This is a genomic window from Sphaerotilus sp. (assembly GCF_031429695.1).
GTDB lineage: Bacteria > Pseudomonadota > Gammaproteobacteria > Burkholderiales > Burkholderiaceae_C > Sphaerotilus.
Window position 1 is genome coordinate 40,580 of the sequence record NZ_JANPAB010000034.1, and the last position, 16,376, is coordinate 56,955.

The 16,376-nt window shown below is 67.6% G+C and carries 14 protein-coding genes and 1 pseudogene; 5 read left to right on the forward strand and 10 right to left on the reverse strand.

Annotated features, from left to right (window positions below):
- Positions 1-10 precede the first annotated feature (10 nt).
- From RMP06_RS06535 to RMP06_RS06565, 7 genes and pseudogenes are all read right to left on the reverse strand, one after another.
- Positions 11-760 (reverse strand): ABC transporter ATP-binding protein, encoded by a 750-nt coding sequence (locus RMP06_RS06535; RefSeq protein ID WP_310460970.1) that lies wholly within the window; start codon positions 758-760, stop codon positions 11-13.
- Positions 757-2,079, reverse strand: coding sequence for an efflux RND transporter periplasmic adaptor subunit (locus tag RMP06_RS06540; protein ID WP_409050115.1), 1,323 nt, complete (start codon positions 2,077-2,079; stop codon positions 757-759). Before RMP06_RS06540 ends, RMP06_RS06535 begins: the two co-directional genes overlap by 4 nt.
- Positions 2,076-3,506 (reverse strand): efflux transporter outer membrane subunit, encoded by a 1,431-nt coding sequence (locus RMP06_RS06545; RefSeq protein ID WP_310461021.1) that lies wholly within the window; start codon positions 3,504-3,506, stop codon positions 2,076-2,078. Before RMP06_RS06545 ends, RMP06_RS06540 begins: the two co-directional genes overlap by 4 nt.
- 31 nt (positions 3,507-3,537) lie before the next feature.
- The gene (locus tag RMP06_RS06550) at positions 3,538-4,575 is read right to left on the reverse strand and encodes a zinc-dependent alcohol dehydrogenase family protein (protein ID WP_310460971.1); all 1,038 of its coding nucleotides are present in this window, start codon (positions 4,573-4,575) and stop codon (positions 3,538-3,540) included.
- Between the two features lie 89 nt (positions 4,576-4,664).
- Positions 4,665-8,608, reverse strand: a pseudogene (gene hrpA, locus RMP06_RS06555) (ATP-dependent RNA helicase HrpA).
- A gap of 9 nt (positions 8,609-8,617) precedes the next feature.
- Positions 8,618-9,019, reverse strand: a complete 402-nt coding sequence (locus RMP06_RS06560) for a VOC family protein (protein WP_310460972.1) — start codon at positions 9,017-9,019, stop codon at positions 8,618-8,620.
- 45 nt (positions 9,020-9,064) lie between these two features.
- A complete protein-coding gene (locus RMP06_RS06565) occupies positions 9,065-10,237 on the reverse strand; it encodes a winged helix-turn-helix domain-containing protein (protein WP_310460973.1) in 1,173 nt (390 codons plus the stop codon).
- A 94-nt stretch (positions 10,238-10,331) separates the two neighbouring features.
- On the opposite strand from RMP06_RS06565, the gene argA reads away from it, so the two are divergent.
- The 5 genes from argA (at position 10,332) to moaA (ending at position 14,471) form a co-directional block, all read left to right on the forward strand.
- Positions 10,332-11,672 carry an amino-acid N-acetyltransferase gene (gene argA / locus RMP06_RS06570; RefSeq protein ID WP_310460974.1) on the forward strand — a complete coding sequence of 447 codons (1,341 nt, stop codon included), beginning with the start codon at positions 10,332-10,334 and terminating at the stop codon, positions 11,670-11,672.
- Positions 11,673-11,706: 34 nt separating this feature from the next.
- Entirely contained in the window at positions 11,707-11,979 is a 273-nt protein-coding gene (locus RMP06_RS06575) for an oxidative damage protection protein (RefSeq protein ID WP_310460975.1), read from the forward strand.
- Between the two features lie 90 nt (positions 11,980-12,069).
- A complete protein-coding gene (locus RMP06_RS06580) occupies positions 12,070-12,414 on the forward strand; it encodes an H-NS histone family protein (protein WP_310460976.1) in 345 nt (114 codons plus the stop codon).
- A 258-nt stretch (positions 12,415-12,672) separates the two neighbouring features.
- Positions 12,673-13,251: a C40 family peptidase gene (locus tag RMP06_RS06585; protein WP_310460977.1), complete on the forward strand. Its 579-nt coding sequence runs from the start codon at positions 12,673-12,675 to the stop codon at positions 13,249-13,251.
- 62 nt (positions 13,252-13,313) lie between these two features.
- Positions 13,314-14,471: a GTP 3',8-cyclase MoaA gene (moaA, locus tag RMP06_RS06590; RefSeq protein ID WP_310460978.1), complete on the forward strand. Its 1,158-nt coding sequence runs from the start codon at positions 13,314-13,316 to the stop codon at positions 14,469-14,471.
- Between the two features lie 22 nt (positions 14,472-14,493).
- Here moaA and ispF read toward each other — a convergent pair whose 3' ends face one another.
- From ispF to ispD, 3 genes are all read right to left on the reverse strand, one after another.
- The gene (ispF, locus tag RMP06_RS06595) at positions 14,494-14,979 is read right to left on the reverse strand and encodes a 2-C-methyl-D-erythritol 2,4-cyclodiphosphate synthase (RefSeq protein WP_310460979.1); all 486 of its coding nucleotides are present in this window, start codon (positions 14,977-14,979) and stop codon (positions 14,494-14,496) included.
- The gene (locus RMP06_RS06600) at positions 14,976-15,548 is read right to left on the reverse strand and encodes an NYN domain-containing protein (RefSeq protein ID WP_310460980.1); all 573 of its coding nucleotides are present in this window, start codon (positions 15,546-15,548) and stop codon (positions 14,976-14,978) included. Before RMP06_RS06600 ends, ispF begins: the two co-directional genes overlap by 4 nt.
- Before the next feature lie 84 nt (positions 15,549-15,632).
- Positions 15,633-16,346, reverse strand: a complete 714-nt coding sequence (gene ispD, locus RMP06_RS06605) for a 2-C-methyl-D-erythritol 4-phosphate cytidylyltransferase (protein ID WP_310460981.1) — start codon at positions 16,344-16,346, stop codon at positions 15,633-15,635.
- Positions 16,347-16,376 lie beyond the last annotated feature (30 nt).

A 16,376-nucleotide genomic window follows, 5' to 3' on the forward strand; every position in this document is an offset into this window, starting at 1 on the left:
CGGCGCCCGATCAGACGGTCTCGGCCGGCTCGATGGCCGGTGCCGACGTGGTGGGGTTCGGGTTGGCGACATCCTTGGCGATGCGGCCATCGACGAAATGCACCATGCGGCGGGCGTAGGCGGCCATGTCCGGCTCGTGCGTCACCATCAGCACGGTGATGCCGTGGTCGCGGTTCAGCGCCATCAGCAGGCCCATGATTTCGTGGCTGCGCTGGGTGTCGAGGTTGCCGGTGGGCTCGTCGGCCAGCACCACGGCGGGCTGGGTGACGATGGCGCGGGCGATGGCCACGCGCTGCTGCTGGCCGCCGGAGAGTTCTGCCGGCGTGTGCTGCTCCCAGCCACCCAGGCCCACGTCATGCAACGCTTTCGCGGCAGCGGTGCGGCGCGCCGTGGCGCTGTCGCCGCGGTACAGCAGCGGCAGTTCGACGTTCTCCTGCGCCGAGGTGCGCGGCAGGAGGTTGAAGCCCTGGAACACGAAGCCCAGGTAGCGCCGGCGCAGGCGGGCGCGCTGGTCACGCGACAAGGCTTCGACATGGGCGCCCTGGAACAGGTACTGGCCGGCCGTGGGCGTGTCCAGGCAGCCCAGGATGTTCATGGCGGTGGATTTACCCGACCCGCTCGGCCCCATGATCGCGACGAACTCGCCAGCCGCGATGGCGAGGTCGATGCGGTTCAGCGCCAGCAGTTCCGTCGCACCTTGCCCGTAGCGCTTGCTCACGCCGAGCAGTTGAATCAGGGGTGAGGCGGAGGGTGTCGTCATGGCGCGGCGGCCGTCTTCTGTGCCGTGACGACCTGCATGCCCGCCTTCAGGTCGCCGCCCGTGATTTCTGTCATGTGGCCATCGCTGATGCCCGGCGTCACGGCCACGGCCACCGGCGCAGCGGCAGCCCCCTTGCCCCCTGGCGGCAACACCCACACCTGGCGCGCGGTGGCGGTGCTGGCGCTGTCGGCGGCGCCCTTGCGCCGGCTCTCGGTCTTCGGAGGCCCGAAGGCGATGCCCGATGCGATACCCTTCCTGGCGGTCACTGCCGCGGTCGTGGGCGTGTAGCGCAAGGCCGCGTTGGGCACCAGCAGCACGTCCTTGCGCTCGGTGGCAACGATGGTGGCTGTGGCCGTCATGCCCGGCCGCAAGCGCAGGTCGGCGTTGTCCACGTCCAGGTAGGTCAGGTAGGTGACGACGTTGTCGGTGATGGTCGAGCCGAAGCCCACCCGCGTGAGGCGTGCCGGGAATGGCCGACTCGGGTAGGCGCTGACGGTGAAGGTGGCGTGCTGCCCCACCTGCACGGCGCCCACATCGGCCTCGTCCACGTACACCCACAGGCGCAGGCGGGTGAGGTCTTCGGCCACGGTGAACAGCGTCACCGCCTGCAGCGAGGCCGCCACCGCGTTGCCGGGGTCCACGGTGCGGGTCAGCACCACGCCGTCGGCAGGCGCCGTGATGGACGCCTTGGACCAGTTGATCTGGTCGGTGGACAGCGCCGCACGGGCGTCGCTGATGCTAGCGCGGGCACTGGCTTCGTCGGCGATGGCGCGGGCCAGCATGGCACGGCCAGCGCCGAGTTCGGCCTTGGACGGCACCTTGCCACCGGACAGCACCGCCACCGCTTCGAGCCGGCCGAAGGCGGCCTGCGCCTCGCTGACGGTGGCGGCCGTCTGCGCCAGCCTGGCCTGCGCGCCCGTCAAGGCCGCCTGCGACCGCAGAATCTGGCCGCGCAGCTTGGCGGTGTCCAGCACCACCAGCACCTGGCCCTTGCGGATGTGGTCGTTGACATCGACATGGACCTCCAGCACCGTGCCCGACAGCTCGCTGCCGATGTTGATGGACCGCGTGGGCTGCACCGTGCCATTGGCGGTGACGGTGAGCGTGAGGTTGCCGCGGGATACCGCCTGCGTGGTGTAGCTGGGCAGCGCACTGGCGGCGCGGCGGGCCAGCCACCACGCCAGTCCCGCCGCCAGCAGCACCACGACCACCACCGTGGCCCACAGCCCGGAGCGGCGGTACCAGGGCTTGGCGGCAGGTTCGTCCAGCAGCGTCGATGGCGCAGGCGCAGGCACCCCGGGCGGTGGGGCGGCACTCACCGCGCCGCCGCCTGTTGCGCGTCCACCCTGCGCCAGCCACCGCCCAGGGCAGTGAACAGCCGCACCTGGTCGTTGCCGAGATCGGCCCGAGCGCCGACCACCCCGTCCTGGGTGGCGAACTGGTTGCGCTGCGTTTCCAGCACGGTCTGAAAGTCCACCAGACCGCTGCTGTAACGCTGGCGGGCCAGCCGTGCGGCGTTGCCCGCCGCGTCGGCGGCCATGCGCAGGCTGGCCAGCCGCAGCCGGTCACCGCGCAGTGCCACGAGGGCGTTTTCCACGTCCTTCAGCGCCCCCAGCACGGCCGCGCGGTACGCCTGCTGCGCCTGCTCCAGCGCGGCCTGCTGGACTTGCACCTGGGCATGCGCCGTGCCGCCGTCGAACACCGGCAGGCGGACGCTGGCCAGCAGGCTGCCGAGCACCGAGGCCCCGTTGGTCAGCGCGGCCATGCTGATCGCGCTCCAACCGAGGGAGCCGCCGATGGCAAAACTCGGCCAGCGTTGCGCCTCGGCCTGTCCGACACGGGCCAAGGCGGCGGCCACCTGGTACTCGGCCGCCTGAACGTCGGCGCGCTGGCGCAAGGTGTCGGCGGGAATGTCCAGCATCAGCACGAGGTCGCCGCGCGGTATCGGCAGGGTGTCCGGCATGGCATTCGACACGGTCCCCAGTTCGGTTCGCAAAGCCGCCGGCGGCTGGCCCACCAGCACCGCCAGCGCATGCAGGGTCTGGTCGATGCTGGTCTGCAGCACGGGTAGCAGCGCCTGCGTCTGCGCCGCCGCCGCCCGCGCCTGCTCGACTTCCAGCACCGTGACCAGGCCCGCCTGCTGGCGCCAGTCGGTGATCTGCCAGGTTTCCTGCTGGTTGGCCAGGTTGTCGCTGGCGATGGCCCGACGCGCCTGCACCGCACGCAGCAGGAGGTAGCTCGACGCCACCGAGGCGGCCACCTGCACCTGCACATCCCCCAGGCTGGCCGCACTGGCCGCCGCCACGGCCTCACCCGCATCCAGTGCGTCACGGCGAGCACCGAACACGTCGGGCACCCACTGGGCATCCAGTCCAAGCTGAAACCGGTTCCCGGTGCTGGCGCCGCCGGCCGTGCCACGCTGCGCCGAGGCCGAGCCGCCCAGCGTCGGCCGCAGTGCGGCAGCAGCCACGTCGCGCAAGCCCTGGGCTTGGCGCAACGCCGCCTGGGCGCTGGCGACACTGGTGTTGGACCGCAGGGCGCGGCCCACCAGATCGGCCATCAGCGGGTCGTCGAAGCTTTGCCACCAAGTCACCAGCGACTCGCCGCCGACACCACGGGTGCCCGCGCCTGCGGCCTCTGCAGCCGACCATCCCGCAGGAACGTCGATGGCCAGCAGTGTCGGCGCCGACGGTGGAACGGAGGGCGCCCATGCGGTGCAGCCAGAGACTGCAGTCAACAGAACCACCCTCGACAGAACGGTGTACCGCATGGCGTCTTCAGGCTTCGATGAGCACTTTGAGCGCGTGCGTTTCGGCCGCGTGCGCAAAGGTCTCGTAGGCGTCGAGGATCTGGTCGAGCTTGAAGCGGTGGGTGATCAGCGGCTTCGGGTCGAGCTGGTGGGCGCACAGCGTCTTCAGCAGCATTGGCGTGCTCACGGTGTCCACCAGCCGCGTGGTGATCGTGATGTTCCGGTCCCACAGGTTTTCCAGGTGCAGATCGACCTTGACACCATGCACGCCGACGTTGGCGATGGTGCCGCCGGCCGCGACGATCTGCTGGCACAGCTCGAAGGTGGCGGGCACGCCCACCGCCTCGATCGCGGTGTCCACGCCGCGCTGCCCGGTGAGCTGCATCACCGCGTCAGCCGCCTGACCGTTGCCGCTGTTGAGGGTGGCCGTCGCGCCGAACCGCTTGGCGACCGCCAGTCGGCCGTCGTCGAGGTCGATCATGATGATCTCGGCGGGCGCGTAGAACTGTGCCGTCAGCAGCGCCGCCAGGCCGATCGGCCCGGAGCCGACGATGGCCACCGTGCTGCCGGGCTGCACGCGCCCATTGAGCACGCCGCACTCCATCGCGGTCGGCAGGATGTCGCTCAGCAGCACCAGCGCCTCCTCGTCCGCGCCTGCCGGAATCGGGTAGAGGCTCATGTCCGCATGGGGGATGCGCACGAACTCGGCCTGCGTGCCGTCGATGCGGTTGCCCAGGATCCAGCCACCGGTGCTGCAGTGCGAATACATCTGGCGTCGGCAGTTCGCGCACTGACCACAGGCGCTGACACACGAGATCAGCACCGGATCGCCGGCCTTGAACGCCGTGACGGCCGACCCCACCGTCTCGACGATGCCCACGCCTTCGTGGCCGAGGATGCGGCCGGGTGTGCAGGTCGGCACATCACCCCTGAGGATGTGCAGGTCGGTGCCGCAGATCGTCGTGCGCGTCATCTTCACGATGGCATCGGTGGCGGCGGTGATGACCGGCTTGGGACGGTCCTCCAGCGCCTTCTGGTGCGGACCGAGATAGACAAGTGCTTTCATCCGGAGTCTCCACGCGCAGCGGGGTGTGCGCAGTGCAGCGTGCGCGCCGGAAGCCGTCAGGTCTGTTCGCTAAGGCACCAAGCCGGAGGTCATTGGTTCAACTGCGCCCACACCTTGTCCAGCCGCTTGACGCTCACCGGCTGCGGCGTGCGCAGCTCCTGCGCGAACAGGCTGACCCGCAGTTCCTCCAGCAGCCAGCGGTATTCGGTCAGGCGGCTGTCGTCGGTGCCCTTGAGATCGGCGAGGCGGCGGGTGTAACGGGTTTCCAGCGGGCGCAGCTCGGTCAGGCGCTGCGCATCCCGGACGGGGTCGGCGCGCCACTTGTCCAGCCGCAGCACGACGGCCTTGAGGTAGCGCGGCAGGTGGTGGAGCTGTGACCAGTGCGTCTGCGCGATGAAGCGCTTCGGCACGAGGCGCTGCAACTGGCCGGTGATGTCGTCGGCCACGTCCTTGGGCACGCGGGTGTCCTTGAGCTTGCGCAGCGCGGCGGCGTAGTCGATCAGGATGGTGCCGGCCGTGCGTGCGACTTCCTGCGCGATCAGGTTCAGGCGGGGCCGGCCTTCGTCGAGACGCTGCTGGAAGGCGCGGGCGTCGGTCGGCAGCGGATCGGCCAGGAACGCCCGCGTCAGCGCCACGTCGATGATCTGGTCGCGCAGTTCCTCCTGTGTGCCCAGCGGCATGAAGGACACCGACATCTTCTGCAGGTCAGGATGTTCTTCTCCAGGTACTTCAGCGGCTCCTTGAGGTTCAGCGCCACCAGCCGGCGCAGGCCCGCATGGTGTTTCGCGGCCGCCGCGTCCGGTTCGTCGAACACCTCGATCTCGACGTGGGTCGTGCGGTCGATCAGCGCCGGGAAGCCGATCAGCGTCTGGCCGGCCTTGCGGATCTCCATCAGCTCTGGGAGTTCGCCGAAGGTCCAGGTGGTGTACTGCGCAGCCGGTGCAGCAGGAGCAGCGGATGCAGCGGTCGGCCTGGCCTTCGCCGCCGTCGGTGCGGCGACAGGTGCAGGCGCTGCCGAAGCCGCCACCTTCAACCCCGCCAGCGCCTGAAACGCCGTCCGCGCCTGCCCGCCCAGCTCCGCCTTCAAGGCCGCCAGATTCCGCCCCATCCCCAACTGCCGCCCGTGTTCATCGACGACGCGGAAGTTCATGAACAGGTGCGCCGCCACCATCTCCAGCTTGAAATCGTTGCGCTGCACGGCGATCTGGCTCCGCTCGCGCACCGCCTTGAGCAGCACATCGACCAGCAGTCCCTGTGCGAACGGGTTCAGCTCGACGAACTCGGCGACGTAATCCGGCAAGGGCACCAGCCGCGAGCGCGGGCGCTGGTGCAGGCTCTTGACCAGCGCCAGCACCTTGGCCTCCAGCATGCCGGGCACCAGCCACTCGCAGCGTTCCTCGCTCACCTGGTTCAGTGCGTAGATCGGCACCGTCACCGTGACGCCGTCCTTGGCGTCGCCGGGGCTGTGCAGGTACTCGGCCGTGCAGTCGATGCCACCCAGCCGCAGCGTCTTCGGGAACGCGGCCGTCGTGATCCCGGCCGCCTCGTGGCGCATCAGCTCGTCGCGGGTCAGGTGCAGCAGCTTCGGCCCGGACAGCTCCGCCTTGCTTTCGTGGCGGCACCAGCGTTCGAAGGTCGCACCGCTGACGACATCCCGCGGCAGTTGCGCGTCGTAGTAGGCGTGGATCAGCTCGTCGTCCACCAGCACGTCCTGCCGGCGCGACTTGTGCTCCAGCTCTTCCACCTGCCGGATCAGCTTCTGGTTGTGGGCGAGGAAGGGCAGCTTGGTCTCCCACTCGCCATTCACCAGCGCCTCGCGGATGAAGATCTCGCGCGCGGCGGGTGCATCCACATTGCCGAAGTTCACGCGGCGATTGGCGTAGATGACGATGCCGTAGAGCGTCGCCCGCTCCAGCGCGGTGACTTCGGCGGCCTTTTTCTCCCAGTGCGGCTCCAGCAACTGGACCTTGAGCAGGTGCCCCGCGATCGGCGGAATCCACGCCGGGTCGATGGCGGCCAGCCCGCGCCCGAACAGCCGCGTCGTGTCCACGAGTTCGGCCGCCACCAGCCAGCGGCCCAGCTTCTTGCTCAGGTGTGCGCCCGGGTGGCGCCAGAACTTGATGCCGCGGGCGCCCAGGTACCAGTCCTCGTCCTCGGACTTCAGCCCGATGTTGCCGAGCAGGCCGGCCAGCATCGACAGGTGGATCTGGTCATAGGTCGCCGCCGAGCCGTTGAGCCGCCAGCCGTGTTCGGCGACCACGGTGTGGAGCTGGCTGTAGATGTCGCGCCACTCGCGCACGCGGCGCGGGCTGACGAAACTCTCGCGCAGGCGCTGTTCCTGCTGGCGGTTGCTGAGCTTGTGCGCGGCGCCTTCGGTCGGTGCGTGGTGGCCCCTGCCCTCATCGATCCACTTCCAGAGCTTCAGGTAGCCCATGAACTCGGAGCGTTCGTCGTCGAACTTCTTGTGCTTCTCGTCGGCGTTCTGCTGCTGGTCCATCGGCCGGTCGCGCACGTCCTGCACGCTCAGGGCGGACGCGATGACCAGCACCTCGTTGAGCGCCTCGCGGTTGCGCGCCTCCAGGATCATGCGGCCCACCCGCGGGTCGAGCGGCAGCCGCGCCAGCTCCTGGCCGATCGGCGTCAGCTCGTTGGCGTCATCCACCGCGCCGAGTTCGCCCAGCAGCGCGTAGCCGTCGGCGATCGCCTTGCGCGGCGGTGGCTCCAGGAACGGGAAATCCTCGACCAGCCCGAGCCGCAGCGACTTCATGCGCAGGATCACGCCAGCCAGCGAGGACCGCATGATTTCCGGGTCGGTGAAACGCGGGCGCCCCAGGAAATCCTTCTCGTCGTAGAGCCGGATGCAGATGCCGTTGGCCACGCGCCCGCAGCGGCCGGCGCGCTGGTTGGCCGCCGCCTGCGAGATCGGCTCGATCTGGAGCTGCTCGACCTTGGTGCGGTAGCTGTAACGCTTGACGCGGGCATGGCCGGTGTCGATGACGTAGCGGATGCCGGGCACCGTCAGCGAGGTTTCCGCGACGTTGGTGGCCAGCACGATGCGTTTGCCACCACCCGTCTCGAAGACGCGGTCCTGCTCCTGCTGCGACAGGCGGGCGAACAGCGGCAGGATGTCGGCGTGGCGGTGCAGCGGCTGGTGGCTGAGGTGCTTGCGCAGGTGCTCGGCGGCATCGCGGATCTCGCGCTCGCCGGGCAGGAAGATGAGGATGTCGCCCGAGCCGCTGCGCCAGAGGTCGTCCACCGCGTCGGCGATGGCGTCGTCGAGGCCGTAGTCCTTGCTGTCCTCGAACGGTTTCCAGCGTTGCTCGACCGGGAAGGTGCGCCCGCTGACCAGGATCACCGGCGCCGGCCCCTTGGCGGAGGCGAAGTGCTGCGCGAAGCGGTCGGCGTCGATGGTGGCCGAGGTGACGACGATCTTCAGGTCGGGCCGCCGCGGCAGGATCTGGCGCAGGTAGCCGAGCAGGAAGTCGATGTTGAGGCTGCGCTCGTGGGCCTCGTCGATGATCAGGGTGTCGTAATTGCGCAGCAGCGGGTCGGACTGGGTCTCGGCGAGCAGGATGCCGTCGGTCATCAGCTTGACCGAGGCGCCGGCCTGCAGGCGGTCCTGGAAGCGCACCTTGTAGCCGACCACCTCGCCGAGCGGCGATTTCAGCTCGTCGGCGATGCGCTTGGCGACGGAGCTGGCGGCGATGCGGCGGGGCTGGGTGTGGCCGATCAGGCCCGAGCCGCCCGCGCCCAGACCGCGGCCGAGTTCGAGCGCGATCTTGGGGATCTGCGTGGTCTTGCCCGAGCCGGTTTCGCCGCAGACGATGATGACCTGGTGGTCGCGCATCGCCTGCGCAATCTCGTCGCGCCGGGCCGAGACCGGCAGCGCGTCGGGATAGGTGATCGGCGGAACGGGGTTGGCGGGGCGGCGCGTGGGCGCGGCGGCGGCAGCGGTCCGCTTCGGCGGCGCGGCGGGAGGGGTGGGGAGCGTCGGGTTCACAGGGGCCGGATTATCGCCGCCCAGCCCCGACACCCCGGACGTTCAGGTCGGTGCGTCGCCCGGCATGCCGTATTCCATGATGTTGAGCACCGCGCCCTGCGGATCCTGCAGCACCGCGAAGCGCCCGATGCCAGGGATGTCGGTCGGCTCGATGAGCACCCGCCCGCCCAAGGCCGCGCATTCGCCCGCGGTTTCATCGGCGCTGTCCACGGTCACATAGGGACACCAGTTGGGCGGCATTGCCGGCGGAGCGGTGGGCGGGATGCCCATGATGCCGCCGATGGCGGTGTCCCCGACCTTGAGGATGCGGTACGGGCCTTGCGGCATCGGCATCGTCTCCACCGTCCAGCCGAAGAGCTGGTGGTAGAAATCGGCCGAATGCACCGGGTCGGTGGTCATCAGCTCGTTCCAACTGATCGCGCCGTGGGTCTTGAAAACGTCCATGCGGGTCTCCTCGTGGGTGGTGCATCGCATCGTGCGACGATGGATTCACCGCGTCAAGTTGAGGAAACCAGCCCCTGACGCCGATCCAGTGTCCACCCGGTCACACCCGCAGAATTCCGCCAGCGCCTGCAATGCCTCGGTGAACGCCGGCAGAAACTCGTCCCGTTCGGGCAGCGGCTCCTCGACATGCACGCTCAGCAGCTCGAAACGCCGCTCGCGCCGATGGGCCTTGCAATCCACCCGCCCCACGAACCGGTCCCCGAACAGGATCGGCAGACAGAAATACCCGTACACCCGCTTCGGCGCCGCCGTGTAGCACTCCAGCCGATAGTCCAGCCCGAACAAGCCGCTCAGGCGCTCGCGGTGGATCACGACGTTGTCGAATGGCGAGAGCAGGTGCACCTCCCGGCTGGCCGTGGGTGCCGTGCGGTCAAGCGCCGCGGCATCCACATAGGCGTCCGGCAGCGTCGCGCCCTCCAGTGGCACCAGCGACCGATCTGCAAGCCGCTCATCCAGTGCGCGGCGCACCGCGTCCCGGATGGCCTGCCCCGTCCTGAGGTGCAGCAATTGCGCCCAGGTCACGACCCCATGTGCCCGCACCGCCGTGTCCAGCAGGTAGCGCGCAGACTCGTCCACCGTCGGCTCCCGCAGATCCAGCCCGCCGGGCAGTACCCGCTCGGCCAGGTCGTAGACCTTCTCCATCCCCTGGCGCTCGCACACCATCAGGTCACCCTGCATGAAGAGTCGGTTCAGCGCGTGCTTGACCGGCCCCGCGTTCCACCAGCCGCCCTTCACAGCCGAGGGCTGATGGTCCAGGCTGCGCAGCGTCAGCGGCCCGTCGAGGCGCACCCGGTCCAGGAGCTGGCGCATCACGGCGGCATCGGCCTGGGCGGAATGCCGGTTGTGCCCGTCGCGCGCCGACGCCATCAGCGGCAGGGAAAACCGGTAGTCGCGCATCGGCAGGCAGGACGCGGCGTGGAACCAGTGCTCGAACACCCGCCGCTCGCGCAGGAGCTGGTTCAGGTGTTCCAGTTCATACCCGGGCACGCGGCTCCACAGGACATGGTGGTGCGCCCGCTCGATCACGGCCAGCGTGTCGATCTGGACATACCCGAGGTGTTCGATGGCCTGCAGCGCCCCAGCCGCCCCATGACCAAACGCAGTCGCTGCGCCTAGCCCTTGCTGGTTCAAGGCCAGTGACCTCAACAGTGTTTTCACGGCGTGCCCCTCTTGCTTGTCTTGCTGCGCCGCATTGTCCATGGCCCGGGCCATCGGGCGTCCGCGGCAGGTGCTCAGGCACAATCCCGACCCCATGAGCCTCGTCTTTCCGCATACCTTCGTTCCGTGGTTCCGCTCGGTGGCGCCGCACATCCATGCGTACCACGGCAAGACCTTCGTGATCGCCATGGCCGGCGAGCTGATCGCGGCCGGCAAGCTCAACGCGTTTGTCCAGGATCTGTCGCTGCTGCATGCCATGGGCATCAAGCTGGTGCTGGTCCACGGCTTCCGCCCGCAGGTGAACGAACAGCTCCGCGCCAAGGGCCACGCCTCGCGTTTCAGCCACGGCAAGCGCATCACCGACCCGGTGGCGCTCGACTGCGCGCAGGAAGCCGCCGGTCAACTGCGCTTTGAAATCGAGGCCGCGTTCTCGCAAGGGCTGCCGAACACGCCGATGGCGAATGCAACCGTGCGCGTCGTGTCGGGCAACTTCCTCACCGCCCGCCCGGTCGGCATCGTGGACGGCGTGGACTTCATGCACAGCGGCGTGGTGCGCAAGGTCGATTCGGCCACCATCCGCCGCGCCATCGACATCGGCGCGCTGGTGCTGCTGTCGCCGTTCGGTTTCTCGCCCACCGGCGAGGCGTTCAACCTGACGATGGAAGAGGTCGCCACCGCCACCGCCATCGCGTTGCAGGCCGACAAGCTGATGTTCATGACCGAGATCGCCGGCATCCGCGAAAACCTCGACGACCCGGAAAGTCCCATCGACACCGAGCTGGCACTGGCCGACGCCCGCCGCCTGCTGGCCCGCCTGCCCGAGCCGACCCAGCCCAGCGATCCTGCGTTCTACCTGCAGCACTGCGTGCGCGCCTGCGAGGGCGGGGTCGAGCGGTCGCACATCCTGCCGTTTGCCGGCGATGGCGCAGTGCTGATGGAGATCTTCACCCACGATGGCGTGGGCACGATGGTCGTGGACGAGAAGCTGGAGAGCCTGCACGAGGCCACCGCCGACGACGTGGGCGGCATCCTGCAGCTCATCGAGCCCTTCGAGCGCGACGGCACGCTGGTCAAGCGCAGCCGCACCGAGATCGAGCGCGACATCACCACCTACACCGTCATCGAGCACGACGGCATCATCTTCGGCTGCGCGGCGCTCTATGCCTACCCGGAAGCGAAGACCGCCGAAATGGCCGCGCTGACGATCTCGCCGCAGGTGCAGGGCCAGGGCGACGGCGAACGCATCCTGAAACGCATCGAGCAGCGCGCACGCGCGATGGGCCTCGACAGCATCTTCGTGCTCACCACGCGCACGATGCACTGGTTTGTCAAACGTGGCTTCCAGCAGGTCGATCCCGATTGGCTGCCCGAAGCCCGAAAACGCAAATACAACTGGGACCGGCGCTCTCAGGTGCTGGTCAAGAAACTCGGCTGAACCGCCCCTTGCATTCCCTGAAAGGAAAACCCCCATGGCACGCACCATTCAATGCATCCTGCTGAAAAAGGAAGCCGAAGGACTCGACTTCCCGACCTATCCCGGCGAGCTGGGCAAGCGCATCTACCAGAGCGTGAGCAAGGAAGCCTGGCAGCAATGGCTCAAGCACCAGACCATGCTGGTCAACGAAAACCGGCTGAATCTGGCCGATGCACGCGCACGACAGTATCTGGCCCGCCAGATGGAGAACTATTTCTTCGGCTCCGGTGCAGACCAGCCGCAGGGATACGTGCCGCCATCGGCATGATTCGAGATACCCTGGTCCCGATTCGGTACTGGACAGAAGGAACACATTGTTTCTAGAATCCGCCCCGGATCAACCGTTGGGGAATTACACATGACCACCTATCAAGAACTCATCGCGCAGAAGGCCGAACTCGATCGCCTGCAAGCCGACCTGGACAAGCAGATTGCCGAAACCCTGCGCAATGAACGCGCAGGGGTGATCAGCCAGATCAAGGCGCTGATGGCCGAGAACGGCATCACCGCCGCCGACCTGACGTCCGGCAAGCCCGGTCGCCCGCCGAAAATCGGCATCGCCGAACCCGGCACGACCCGCAAGGTCGCTGCCAAGTACCGCGATCCGAACACGGGTGAAACCTGGTCCGGCCGCGGTCTGAAGCCCAAGTGGCTGACCGCAGCGATCGAAAACGGCCACAGCCTGATCGATTTCGCGGTCTGATCGCTGGCCCGACGGGCCGTTCAACCCCCGGAGCAGGTTCGCCCTGCTACCGACAGACCACCTCCGGGTGGTTTTATTTTTTCATTTCAGGCAAACTGTACGGCTGACCAAGCCTTAAGTATTGAGGAGGGGTTCTGGATTGACAGTCCAGAGGCCCGTCCCTATGCTCCGCCGGTGACTTTTTTCACACTCCAATCCCCCATGCAAGGTTTGTACTCGGCACTACGCACCCTGATCCTGACTGGACTGGCCGCATCCGTGCTGGCCCTGACCAGCCTGCCTGCCCGCGCGTTGCCAGAAGCCACCGACCCGATCAGCCGCTTTCTGCAAGACCGTTTCACTGCCGACAGCACAGGTGCATCGGCCAGTCGCACGGCTGAAGACCTGCTGGGCGGTGTGCGCGAGACAGCCTCTGATCTGGTGCTGTCCGCGATGAACTTCCTCGGCGTGCGCTACCGTTTTGGTGGCACCAGCGAAGAAACCGGATTCGATTGCAGCGGGTTTACCCGCCATGTATTCGAAAACAGCGTCGGTCTGCTGCTGCCGCGCCGCTCCTCCGAACAGGCCAATGCGCCCGGCTTGTTGTCCATCCGACAGGATGACCTCAAACCCGGCGATCTCGTGTTTTTCAACACCATGCGCAGTGCGTTTTCCCATGTCGGCATCTACGTCGGCGAAGGCAAATTCATCCACGCCCCACGCACGGGCAGCACTGTGCGCGTCGAGGACATGCGCCAGGATTACTGGACCCGCCGCTTCGACGGTGCGCGCCGTGTCCCACAATTGAGCACCGGCACCGCCCCGCGCAATCTCAACGCCACCAACCTTGGCAACTGATCGGCGCCCACATCGCCCTGCTCGCATCGCACCCGGCCTGAAACAGGCACAATGCGGCGGCCATGTCGGAACGAAACACCATTGCCATTGTCGATCAGCGCAGCGCCTCGGCCTCTTCCGCCGCACTGCCGCGGATTCCTGACACGATCACCCTGCCCTCAGGCCTGCTGAGCGACGGTCTCGGCCGACCGCTGCGTGACTTGCGAATATCCGTGACGGACCGGTGCAACTTCCGCTGCAGCTATTGCATGCCCAAGGAAGTATTCGATAAAAATCACCAGTTTCTGCCGCAATCCGCGCTGCTCAGTTTCGAAGAGATTCTCCGGCTGGCGCAGATTTTCGTGGCCCATGGCGTGCACAAGATTCGCCTGACCGGCGGCGAGCCGCTGCTGCGCAAGCACCTAGAGCGGCTGATCGAGATGCTGTCCGCCGTGCGCACGCCGGATGGCACACCACTGGATATCACGCTCACCACCAACGGCTCGGTGCTCGCGCGCAAGGCCGCCGCGCTGAAAGCCGCCGGTCTGAACCGGGTAACGGTCAGCCTGGACGCGATGGACGACACCATTTTCCGGCGCATGAACGATGTCGATTTTCCGGTCGCCGACGTGCTGGCGGGCATCGACGCGGCGGTGGCCGCCGGCCTGGGACCGATCAAGGTCAACATGGTTGTCAAGCGTGGCACCAACGAGCAGGAGATTCTGCCCATGGCGCGCTATTTCCGCGACCATTACGACGGCCACGTCATCCTGCGTTTCATCGAATACATGGATGTGGGCGCCACCAACGGCTGGCGAATGGACGAGGTGATGCCTTCGGCTGAGGTGCAGCGCCTGCTGGACCTGCATTTCCCCCTGGAGGCGCTCGACCCCAGCCAGTCCGGGGAAACCGCGGAGCGCTGGCGCTACCGCGACGGGCGTGGCGAGGTCGGTTTCATCTCCAGTGTGACCCAGGCCTTTTGTGGCGACTGCAGCCGCGCCCGGCTGTCTACCGAGGGCCAGTTATATCTGTGCCTGTTTGCGCAACAGGGGTACGATCTGCGCAGCCTGCTGCGGCAGCCGCACCCGACAGGTCGCCCATACACCGACGACGACATCGCAGCCGCGGTCGGGCTGATCTGGCAGGAACGCGACGACCGCTATTCGCAGTTGCGCGCCAGCCAGCCGGCCAGCTCCAGCGCATCCGGCCGACGCATCGAGATGAGCTACATCGGCGGCTGACGCTGCCCAGGGCGAGGGCCGGTCAGCGCGCCAGCAGGCAGACCGCGCGGGCCTCGATCGATTCGCCGCGCCCCACCGGCCCCAGCCGCTCGGCCGTCTTCGCCTTGACGTTCACGCAGTCCACGCCGATTTCCAGCGCCACCGCGATGGCCGCGCGCATGGCGGGGATGTGCGGCGCCATCTTGGGGGCCTGCGCGACGATGGTGCTGTCCACGTTGACGATGGACCAGCCTTCCGCCCGCACGCGCCGCGCCGCTTCCGCGAGCAGGCGCCGCGAATCCGCTCCCTTGAACTCGGCGGCAGTGTCAGGAAAATGCCGGCCGATGTCGCCCAATCCGGCGGCGCCGAACAGCGCGTCGGTGATGGCATGCAGCAGCGCATCGGCATCCGAGTGGCCCAGCAGCCCAGCCACATGCGGGATGGTCACGCCGCCCAGCACCAGCGGGCGGCCCGCGACCAGGGCGTGCGTGTCCCAGCCCTCACCGATCCGCAAGGCACTCAGGTTCATGCCGACACCGCGGAGCCGCTGCCGTAGCTCGGCTTGTCCTTGTCGATCGCCGGGTGCATGTCGTCCATCCACAAGACATGGTCGGCGTAGCACTGCAGATCCGTGGACAGGTTGGACATGGCACCGTGCAGCCAGAACTCCTTGTGCAGCTCGGACTTGATGTAGGTGATCGCGTCCTCGAAATCGCCGTCACCCGCCGACAGGATCAGGCGGTCGTACACGCCTTGCGCGGCCAGCTTGATGATCAGCGTGGCGATGCCCACGTCCACACCCTTCTGCACCGAGCGGTGGAAAGGATGCGCGCAGCTCGGGCACGTCGTGTTGAGGTCCTTGATCGTGTAGAGCTGGACCCGCATCTTCGGGCCGCGCGGCGGGGCCGACTTGAGCCAGCTGTGGAAGGCGTTCTGGCTCTCGGTGGCGGCGTCCGGGGTCGAGTTGAGGTAGTACGACTCGTAGATCGGCCCGCCGTTCAAGCGGGTCATCTCCGCCTTGAGCTTGAGGTAGTCGAAGGGGCGGTTGCGGCCATAGTTGAACAGGTAGGCCCCGTCCACGATCCATACGGTTTTCATGGTGTTGTTGTCCGGAAATAGGAGGAAATCAAGTCAGGAAGGAAAGTCAAGCGAGGAAGACACAGCGACCGCGACATCCCGCGGTCAGGGGATTCCATTTAAGCCTTTCATCAGCCTCTCGGCGAGGACAAAGTCCTCGGGCCAGGTGACTTTCAGATTGGTGTGATCCCCAAGTATCAATTTCGGCGCATGCCCGAGCGCTTCGACGGCGCTGGACTCGTCCGTGACGGCATCGCCAGCCATGCGCAAGGCGGGCAACAGCAATCCGGCACGGAACATCTGGGGCGTCTGCGCGGCCCACTTGCCGGTGCGATCGACCGTCGATTGCACCCGCCCTCCCTCGGCCTGCTTGAGCGTGTCGGCCAGCGGCAGCGCCAGCAGACCACCCACTTCGTCGTCCAGACAGGCGTCGATCAGGCGATCGACCCAGGCTGGCTGCAACAGGCATCGGGCCGCATCATGCACCAGAACCCAATCGTGCGGCTGAACACCCCGGGCCTGCAATTCGACCAGTCCGTGCGCCACCGTCTCCGCGCGCGTGGCGCCGCCGCAGCGTGCGACCCAGGCCCGCGCGCCAGCATGGTCCGGCGCAGCGGCTTCGAACTGATCGTCCTCCGGCGACAGCACGACCAGCGTGGCCTCGATGCGCGCCACCTGCGCCAGCGCGGCCAGTGTGTGCGCCACCATGGCCCGACCGGCGACCGGCTTGTACTGCTTGGGACCTGCGGCGCCAGCGCGCTGGCCAACACCCGCGCAGGGCACAAGGGCGTAACAACGGGGAAGGGTTCCGATCTGCATGCCCCCGATTGTCGCCGCTGCGGACCTGCG

Excerpts from the sequence above, each read along its gene's own strand:
- RMP06_RS06535 (WP_310460970.1), bottom strand. The coding sequence starts at position 760 with ATGACGACACCCTCCGCCTCACCCCTGATTCAACTGCTCGGCGTGAGC.
- RMP06_RS06550 (WP_310460971.1), bottom strand. The coding sequence starts at position 4,575 with ATGAAAGCACTTGTCTATCTCGGTCCGCACCAGAAGGCGCTGGAGGAC.
- RMP06_RS06560 (WP_310460972.1), bottom strand. The coding sequence starts at position 9,019 with ATGGACGTTTTCAAGACCCACGGCGCGATCAGTTGGAACGAGCTGATG.
- argA (WP_310460974.1), top strand. The coding sequence starts at position 10,332 with ATGAGCCTCGTCTTTCCGCATACCTTCGTTCCGTGGTTCCGCTCGGTG.
- RMP06_RS06575 (WP_310460975.1), top strand. The coding sequence starts at position 11,707 with ATGGCACGCACCATTCAATGCATCCTGCTGAAAAAGGAAGCCGAAGGA.
- RMP06_RS06580 (WP_310460976.1), top strand. The coding sequence starts at position 12,070 with ATGACCACCTATCAAGAACTCATCGCGCAGAAGGCCGAACTCGATCGC.
- moaA (WP_310460978.1), top strand. The coding sequence starts at position 13,314 with ATGTCGGAACGAAACACCATTGCCATTGTCGATCAGCGCAGCGCCTCG.
- ispF (WP_310460979.1), bottom strand. The coding sequence starts at position 14,979 with ATGAACCTGAGTGCCTTGCGGATCGGTGAGGGCTGGGACACGCACGCC.
- RMP06_RS06600 (WP_310460980.1), bottom strand. The coding sequence starts at position 15,548 with ATGAAAACCGTATGGATCGTGGACGGGGCCTACCTGTTCAACTATGGC.
- ispD (WP_310460981.1), bottom strand. The coding sequence starts at position 16,346 with ATGCAGATCGGAACCCTTCCCCGTTGTTACGCCCTTGTGCCCTGCGCG.